Raw genomic sequence first — 7,818 nt, 5'->3', positions numbered from 1 at the left:
CGTCATCGCGCTCAGAAACCCGCGCTGACCGACAGGCCGATCACTCGTGGGCGTATCACGCCGGTGGTCAGCGCACCGTTGGGCGAGACCGGAAGGCCATTGGCGGTCAGCGATCCGGTCGACGTCTTGCCCTCCGAATTGGTCAGGTTACGGGCGTAAGCTTCGAGGCTGAAGCGGCCGAAGTCCAGCCCGGCGCGCAGATCGAGCGTGGCATAGGACGGGATCTGGCGCTGGCGACCGTTGGCGGCGCGGAAGGTCGCGTCGAACCCGGCATTCTGCTTCGACAGGAAGCGCAGCGAGCCGCCGATGAAGGCCTTGGCGTCGCCGCCGATCCCCCAAGTGTAGTCCGAGTTCCACGACACGCTGTACTTCGGCGTATAGGGCAGACGATCGCCCTTCAAGCCGCCGACCAGCGCGGGTGCGTCGCCCGACAATTTGGCATCGGTATAGGCGCCGTTGATCGAGGTCACGAAGCCCTGGATCGGGCGGATCGTGGCGGTGAATTCGGCGCCGTCGCTGGTCGCGTTCGAGCCGTTGATATTGACCCCGAAGCCGTTGACCACCGTCAGCAACTGGATGTTGTTCCAGTCGATATGATAGGCCGCCATGTCGATCGCGAAGGTGCGATCGATCGTCTCGCCCTTGAAGCCCACTTCGTAGCTGACCGTGGTGTCGGGATTGAACGATTCCGGCGTCCCGGCCGGTGCGTTCGGCGCGATGACGTTGGGGCCCCCGGGACGATATCCTTTGGCGACGCGGGCATAGAGCGAGGCGCGATCACCGAACTTGATTTTCGGCGCCACCGAGAAGGTGAAGACGTCGTCCGACGATCGGAGGTTGCTATTGACCGGCACGTTACCCGCCAGCACGCCCGCCGCCGCTTGGCTCGCGGTCTGGCTGTTGTGGCTGTAGCGGCCGCCGAAGTCGATATCGAAGCTCTTGCCGATATGCAGCGTGCCGTTGGCGAAGCCGGCATATTCCTCATATTTCGACGTCAGGTCGACATGACCGAGCACGAACGGGAACGAGATCGGCGTGGTCGTGCCCGGCACCGTCGCGGCATAATCCTGGAGGATCAGCGCCTTCTCATTGTTGTAATAGCCGCCGATCAGCCATTCGAAGGTCGAATTGCGCGCCGACGCCAGGCGCAGCTCCTGCGTCCATTTGCGGTTGTTGGTCTTCTGGTTGAGGAAGAATTCGTTCGCCGGCGCGCCCAGCAGTGCGCGGACGATGCCGCTCAGGTTGAAGGTCGCATCGTCGAGGAACGTCTGCTTCTGCGTGGCGTAGCTGGTCGAACTGGTCAGCGTCGCGAAGCCGAAGTCGTAATTGATCAGAGCATTGTACAACCGATAATTGACGTTGCTGAACGGGTCGGCGAAGCGCGACTGTGTCTGCCGCCCGTAGAGCGTCTGCAGCGTGTTGGGATCGCTCTCGACCACGCTCGGCGAGTCCACCCGGATGTTCTGGAGGAACGCCGTCAGGCGGATGTCGAAGCCCTTGCTCGGCTTGAACAGCAGCGACGCCCGGCCGCCATAGGATTCGGCACCGTTGATATTGTCGGCGACGTCGGCCTTCAGCGTATAGCCGAACAGATCCGTCGCGGTCGTGCCAACCGAATCGATCCAGCCGCCCGATTTCTTGTAAAAGCCGGAGGCGCGGAACGCGATCGTGTCGCCCAGCGGCACGTTGATCATGGAGTTGCCGTAATAAGAGAGGTCTCCGCCCTTGGTGTCCTCGACGCCGCCACGGACGCGCATCTCGGTCTTGGTCGTGTCGGGAGCGTTGGTCACGAATTTGAGCAAACCGCCCAGCGAGTTGGCGCCGTAGAGCGTGCCCTGCGGCCCGCGCAGCACCTCGACGCGCGCGACGTCGAACGTATCGAAGTCGCCGGCGAGGACGCCGCCATTGGCCAATGCCGTCGACGAGCCGAACGGCGTTTCGTCGACATAGACCGCGACGGTCGACGCGACGCCGCCGGTGTTGAGGCCACGCAGGATCAGGCGCGATTCGCCGGGCGTGCTCTGGTTGACCTGGAGGCCGGGGACGAGATTGAGATAATCCTGGAAGCTGGTCGCCTGCTGCTTCTCGAGCAGGTCGCCCGACACCACGGTCACCGATTGCGGCACGTCGATCAAAGTCTGGCTGCGCTTCTGCGCGGTGATGATGATGTCGTCCTGATTTTGTACGTCGACCGGCGCGGCGGTCGGCGCCGGGGCGTTGGCCGGCGCGTCCTGCGCACAGGCCGGCGCGGCGAACGCGAGCAGCGCGACGGCGGTCGAGGCCAATAAGGCGGTGCGGTGCATCAACATGGATCTCTCCCCTAGATCGATCATTTTATATCTGATCAGGACATTATGATCCTAATCAGAAAATAGTCAAAAAGTTTTCGGATCAGTTTTTCCGGGAGGCTTGGACGCGCCTTTCGAGCGGATCGGTCAGGAACAGCATCGCGGCGGCAAGGCAGGCGAGCGCGGCAAGCAGCAGGAAGTAAGCGGCGTGCCCCATGGCGCTCCACAGCCCGCCGATCAGTCCCGCCGTGATGCTCCCCGAGAAGATGGCGAGATACCAGGCGGCGACCGTCGTCGCGCCGAACCCCTTGGGCGCCAGCCGGGCGAACAGGCCGAGACCGGTGGGCAGGATGAACAATTCGCCCAGCGTGAAGATCGCGAAGAACAAGGCGAACCACGGCCAGGCCGCGCGCGCGCCGTCGCCGGCCCATTCGAGCGCGGCGAGCAGGCAATAGGCCAGCGCCACGATCAGCGCGCCGGTCGCCATCTTGCGCGCCGGCGCCTCGGCACGCCCGGCCTCGGCCCGCCGCCGCCACCAGGCGAGCAACGGCCCGGTGAAGAGCATGACCATCAGCGGGTTGAGCGACTGGAACCAGGTCATCGGGATGGTGAAGCCGCCGGCGCGGCGGTCGACCCCGACATCGGCCCAAAGCGCGACGGTATTGCCGATCTGCTCATAGGCGCCGCGAAACACGGTGACCGCCATTGCGATCGCGACCAGCAGTACCAAAGTGCGGCGGCCGAACCCGCCCGCGTGGCGTTCGACCGGCGCCGCGTCGCGAGCACGCGCGGATTCGGGCAGATAACGCTGGCCCCAGAGGTAGATGCACAGGCCCAGCACCATGCCGATCCCGGCGGCGCCGAATCCGTAGTGCCAGCCGTAGATCTCGCCGAGCGTTCCGCAGATCAGCGGCGCCAGGAACCCGCCGATATTCACCCCGACATAATAGACATTGTACGCCCAGCCGACGCGCGGATCGCCAGGTTCGTAGAGATCGTCGATCTGGCTCGGCAGACTCGGCAGGAAGAGCCCGTTGCCGAGGGCGATCGTGGCGAGCGCAACATAGAAGAGCGGCTCGAAGGTCATCAGGAAATGGCCGATCGCCATCATGCCGCCGCCGATGATGATCGCGCGCCTCTTGCCCAGGAAACGGTCGGCGACCACCCCGCCGACGATCGGCGTGAAATAGGCGCAGGCGGTGTAGGTTCCGTAGATGAAGGACGAATAGCCCTGCCCGATCAGCAGCTCCTTGGTCATGTAATAGACCAGCAGCGCGCGCATCCCGTAGTAGGAGAATTGCTCCCACATATTGGTCAGGAACAGGATGGTCAGCCCGCGCGGCTGACCGAACCAGGCGGGCTGCGCTTGCGTCGAGCTCGTCACGCCGTGACCGCTTCGGGCGTTCCCCAAACCTCGGGTCCGGCGAACAGCATGCCGTCCTTGTAGGATACGCTGGGGCTGACATCCCGCGCCAGGAAGGTCGGGCCGTCGAGGTCGACGAGGTCGCAGACCTGGCCGAGCACGAAGCCCGGGGCGGTACCGAGGCTCGAGCACACCATGGTGCCGACCATCACCCCCAGCCCGAGCCGCTGAGCTTCGGCCGCCATCAGCAGGCCTTCGGTAAGTCCGCCGCATTTGTCGAGCTTGATGTTGACCACATCGAACCGGCCCGGCGCGGTGGCTACATCCTCGAGCGACAAGATGCTCTCGTCACCCGCAATCGGCAGCGGTGCGTCGAAGCCTTCGAGATCGGCTTCGCGCCCGCGCGCCAGCGGCTGTTCGAGCAACGCGACGTCGTGATCGACCAGCGCCGCAGCCAGTCGTTCCAGATCGCCCAGCTCGAATCCCTGGTTGCCGTCGACGCCCAGCCAGACATCGGGCCGCACCGCGCGCACCGCGCGAACCCGGTCGATGTCGAGATCGAGCTCGCCGGTCAGCTTCATCTTGATCGCCAGCGCATCGGCGTAGCGTCGCGCTGTCGCCGCCATCGCGTCGGGCGCGTCGGCGCTGATGGTAAACGTGGTGCACACCGGCCGCGGCGTGTCGAGGCCCGCGAGTGCCGCCACCGAGCTCCCGGCGCGGACCGCTTCGAGCTCCCACAAGGCCGCGTCGACCGCGTTGCGCGCTCCGCCCGGCGGCAGGATCGTGCGCAAGTCGGCGCGGCTAGGCATCGCCTCGATCGCCGCCCTCGCGCTCTCGATCGCCGCGAGCATATGCGGCACGTCGTCGCCGAGATAATAGACCCCTGCTCCCTCGCCGCGCCCGCGGCGCGTGTCGTCGTCGAGCGTGACGGTCACGACATCCGAAGTCTCGAACACATAACCCGAGATGCGGAAGGGTTGGGCGAGCCGCAGCGTCTGCGCCGCGGCCCTTAGCGTGAGCTTGCCCATCAATAATGCACCGTCATCGCGATCAGACCGAAGCGATGCGCGAAGTAGAGCAGCATCAGGGTCGCGAGCAGGACCAGGATGCTCCAGAGCTTGCTCTTCCAGCGACGACCGTCGGTCCAGGTCAGCCAGGCGTTCCACGCGGCGATACCGACGGCGCCGACGAAGATGATCGCGCCGGCGATCTGGAGCAACCACAGCGTGGAGTCGAGCTCCGCCGGATCGCCCGATTGCGCGCCGAGCAGGTTCGACACGACCATTGCCCAGCCGATCAGCATCGCCAAGTCGAGCCCGGCCATGATCCGCGTCGCCCGGTACAGGCGGCGCGAACGCCCGGTGAGCGCCAGCGGCGAGGCATATTTGCGGCGCACGAACCAGGCGACCGGCCAGAACAGGAAGGTCAGCAACAGGATCGCGATGCTCAGATAGATGCCGGGCAGGATCCACGCGCTCGACTTGCCGGCGGGGACGCGGTCGAACACTTCCCAGGGAGCGGCGAGGTCGAAGCTCCAGCGCACGACCTTGCCGTCGACCACCTTGGCGGCGAGCCGCTCCTGTCCGTAGCGGTCCTTCCACACGAAGGGCGCGATTTCGACCCATTCGCGGGGGCGCCCGTTGGTCGCGACCAGATCCGGGATGACCAGGCTGCCGTCGGCGCCGACGCTCACCTTGGTCTGGCCCATGAAATAGAGCAGCGACAGGAAGCTGGTCTCGCCGCGGCGGCTGGCTTCCCACAGCCCGGTCATCATCTGGGCGTGCTGCTTGGCCTGTTCCGGCGTGACGCCCAGTTTCGCGGGCTCGGGCATCGGCAGATAGCGCGCTGCGAAATCCTCCGGCAGCGTAAGGCGGAGCTTGCCGCCTGCCCCCGCCCTGCCCGCGCTGTTGACCGAGACATAGATGCCGACGCCCTGGTCGAGCAGCAGGTCGAGCGCGGTGTGGAAGGCATTGACGTCGCCGAGATGCCCGACGGCGCGATGGCCGTTGAGGTTGAGCTCGAAGAAGCCGAGCTCCATCCGGTTGAGCGGCGGCAACAGCGAATAGGAATTGACGTGGTCGAGCGGGCTGTTGTGCATCATGTCGATCGTCTGCTTCGACAGGATGCGCTGGCCGTCGAGCTCGCCGCCTCCCAGATTGGCGAGCATGAAGCGCGCCATGTCTGTGCCGCTCGACGACAACGCTCCGGCCGGACCGGGGCCGACATTCTCGAATTTGCCCGGTTTGGCGCCCTTGTCGTAGCCGACCGACATTTGCCCGCTGAGCGCCGCCGGCAGCGGTTGGCGGAAGGTCGAATTGTGCATGCCGAGCGGCGTGAAGATGTGACGCTCGATATAAGCGTCGAACTCTTCGCCCGACCTGCGCTGCACGATGTAGCCGGCCAGCGCGGTCGCCCAGTTCGAATAAGCCGGCGTCGTGCCGGGCGCGTAAATCCGCTTGGGCACATAGCTCTTGAGATAGACGTCGAGCGGCTGGATGTATTTGGGATCGTAGAAGACGACGCCCTTGCCATATTCCTCGAACCCGGCGGTGTGCGTCATGATCTGGCGCAAGGTGATCGGCTTGCCGTCATAGGGCGGGATGGCGAAATCGAGATATTTGTTCACGTCGGTGTCGAGGTCGAGCTTGCCGGCCTCGACCAGCTGCATGACCGCGGTCCAGGTGAACAGCTTGGACACCGATCCGGGACGGAACAACGTCCGCTCGGGATCGACCGGCAGCTTCTTCGCGACATCGGCATAGCCGAAGCCGCGCGCGGTCAGGATCTGGCCATCCTTGACCACCACGACCACCGCGCCCGGGATGTCGCCCTCGTTGAGCGCGGCGGGGACATAGCCGTCGAGCCACGCATCGAGATCGGCCTTGGTCAGTTCGTGCGGACCGCTAGGTGCCGCCGGGGTCTTCGAATCGGGAAGCACCGTCTTTGCCGCCGGCTGCGGCACCAGAGTCGGCGCGACGCTCTTCGTACTTTGCGCCGCGACGCTTCCGCTGACCAACGCCAGCGCACCCAGCATTCCCGAGATCAACCACGCCCTCATCGCATCCCCTTTCGAGCCGATATTGCTCCGGCCACACCCTGCCTCTAGACTTGGGCAATTGATGGCCTAATTGGGATAACTTGATCCTGATTGGAAAATTCGTCAACTAGGATCGAAAGGAGTTTTTGTGTCGACCTCCCCGCCCACCCTTGGAACGCTGCTTCGAAACCTGCGCACACGCGAAGGATGGACGCTGAAGGAGATGGGCGAGCGCAGCGGCATTCCGGTCTCGACTCTTTCCAAGATCGAGCACGATCGCCTGACCCTCAGCTACGACAAGCTCCAGCAGCTCAGCCAGCGGCTGGGTATGCGGATGTCGGAGCTGTTCGCCGAGGAGGATGAGAGCGCGGTGCAGCCGGTCATGGCGCGCCGCAGCCTGGGCGATGTCGCGCATTCGGTGCGGGTCGAAACCCCCAATTACGATTATTATTATCTCTGCACCGAATTGCGCCGGAAGCGCATGATTCCGGTCCTCACCAAGATCCGCGCCAAGTCGGCCGAGGAATTCGGCGACCTCGTCCATCATACCGGCGAGGAATTCATCTACGTGCTCAGCGGGCGCGTGACCGTGCACACCGAATTCTACGACCCCGTCACGCTCGAGCCCGGCCAGTCGCTCTACATCGATTCGAGCATGGGCCACGCCTATCTCGCGGCCGAGGGCTGCGAGGAAGCCGAGGTGCTCGGGGTGATGTCGAGCCCCGACGAAGAGCTGATGGAGAAGATGCTCAGCCTCCATCACGAAAAGGGCGGGAACCTCCCGTCGAACGACGATTCGCCAGCGCCCCGCCGCACTGCGCGGCGCTAACCTCCAAGCCCACATCGGGAGCCTCGCCCTTGAACCGTCCCCTGATCGATCGAATCTCGCTTGCCGGCCTCGCCCTGGCGCTCGTCGCGCCACTGCCGGCGGGCGCGAGCGGCGCCAATGACGAGGCCGCGCGCGTCGCCCGCATCCTCAAGGCGACGCCGCTGATCGACGGGCATAACGACTGGGCCGAGACCGCACGCGACGAGGCCGGCGACAGGCGCTGGACGCTCGACCTCACCAATCTCCCCGCGCCCTACAATACCGACATCACCCGGCTCCACGCCGGCATGGTCGGCGGCCA

5 protein-coding genes and 1 pseudogene are annotated in these 7,818 nt (G+C 65.1%); 2 read left to right on the top strand and 4 right to left on the bottom strand.

From position 1 onward, the window contains the following. Window positions 1-11 precede the first annotated feature (11 nt). The 4 genes from ACTHJR_RS20805 to ACTHJR_RS20790 all read right to left on the bottom strand — a co-directional run bounded on the left by ACTHJR_RS20805 (window position 12) and on the right by ACTHJR_RS20790 (window position 6,709). Window positions 12-2,309: a TonB-dependent receptor gene (locus ACTHJR_RS20805; RefSeq protein WP_440525333.1), complete on the bottom strand. Its 2,298-nt coding sequence runs from the start codon at window positions 2,307-2,309 to the stop codon at window positions 12-14. 82 nt (window positions 2,310-2,391) lie between these two features. Further along, the gene (locus tag ACTHJR_RS20800; protein ID WP_440525332.1) at window positions 2,392-3,672 is read right to left on the bottom strand and encodes a peptide MFS transporter; all 1,281 of its coding nucleotides are present in this window, start codon (window positions 3,670-3,672) and stop codon (window positions 2,392-2,394) included. Next, window positions 3,669-4,679, bottom strand: a complete 1,011-nt coding sequence (locus tag ACTHJR_RS20795) for a dipeptide epimerase (protein ID WP_440525331.1) — start codon at window positions 4,677-4,679, stop codon at window positions 3,669-3,671. The genes ACTHJR_RS20800 and ACTHJR_RS20795 overlap by 4 nt, the downstream gene beginning before the upstream one ends. After that, window positions 4,679-6,709: a serine hydrolase domain-containing protein gene (locus ACTHJR_RS20790; protein ID WP_440525330.1), complete on the bottom strand. Its 2,031-nt coding sequence runs from the start codon at window positions 6,707-6,709 to the stop codon at window positions 4,679-4,681. The genes ACTHJR_RS20795 and ACTHJR_RS20790 overlap by 1 nt, the downstream gene beginning before the upstream one ends. Window positions 6,710-6,836: 127 nt before the next feature. Between ACTHJR_RS20790 and ACTHJR_RS20785 the strand changes: the two genes are divergently transcribed. Together ACTHJR_RS20785 and ACTHJR_RS20780 are read left to right on the top strand one after the other, a co-directional pair. After that, a complete protein-coding gene (locus tag ACTHJR_RS20785) occupies window positions 6,837-7,517 on the top strand; it encodes a helix-turn-helix domain-containing protein (protein ID WP_440525329.1) in 681 nt (226 codons plus the stop codon). A 29-nt stretch (window positions 7,518-7,546) separates the two neighbouring features. Further along, window positions 7,547-7,818, top strand: a pseudogene (locus ACTHJR_RS20780) (membrane dipeptidase); the annotation flags it as partial.

The sequence above is a fragment of the Sphingomonas sp. genome, from assembly GCF_051962185.1.
Classification (GTDB): Bacteria; Pseudomonadota; Alphaproteobacteria; order Sphingomonadales; family Sphingomonadaceae; genus Sphingomonas.
Note: the sequence above shows the minus strand (reverse complement) of the source record. Positions and strands in the feature narration are given on the sequence as shown.

Coding starts and splice junctions, on each gene's coding strand:
- ACTHJR_RS20805 (WP_440525333.1), bottom strand. CDS start 2,309: ATGTTGATGCACCGCACCGCCTTATTGGCCTCGACCGCCGTCGCGCTG.
- ACTHJR_RS20790 (WP_440525330.1), bottom strand. CDS start 6,709: ATGAGGGCGTGGTTGATCTCGGGAATGCTGGGTGCGCTGGCGTTGGTC.
- ACTHJR_RS20795 (WP_440525331.1), bottom strand. CDS start 4,679: ATGGGCAAGCTCACGCTAAGGGCCGCGGCGCAGACGCTGCGGCTCGCC.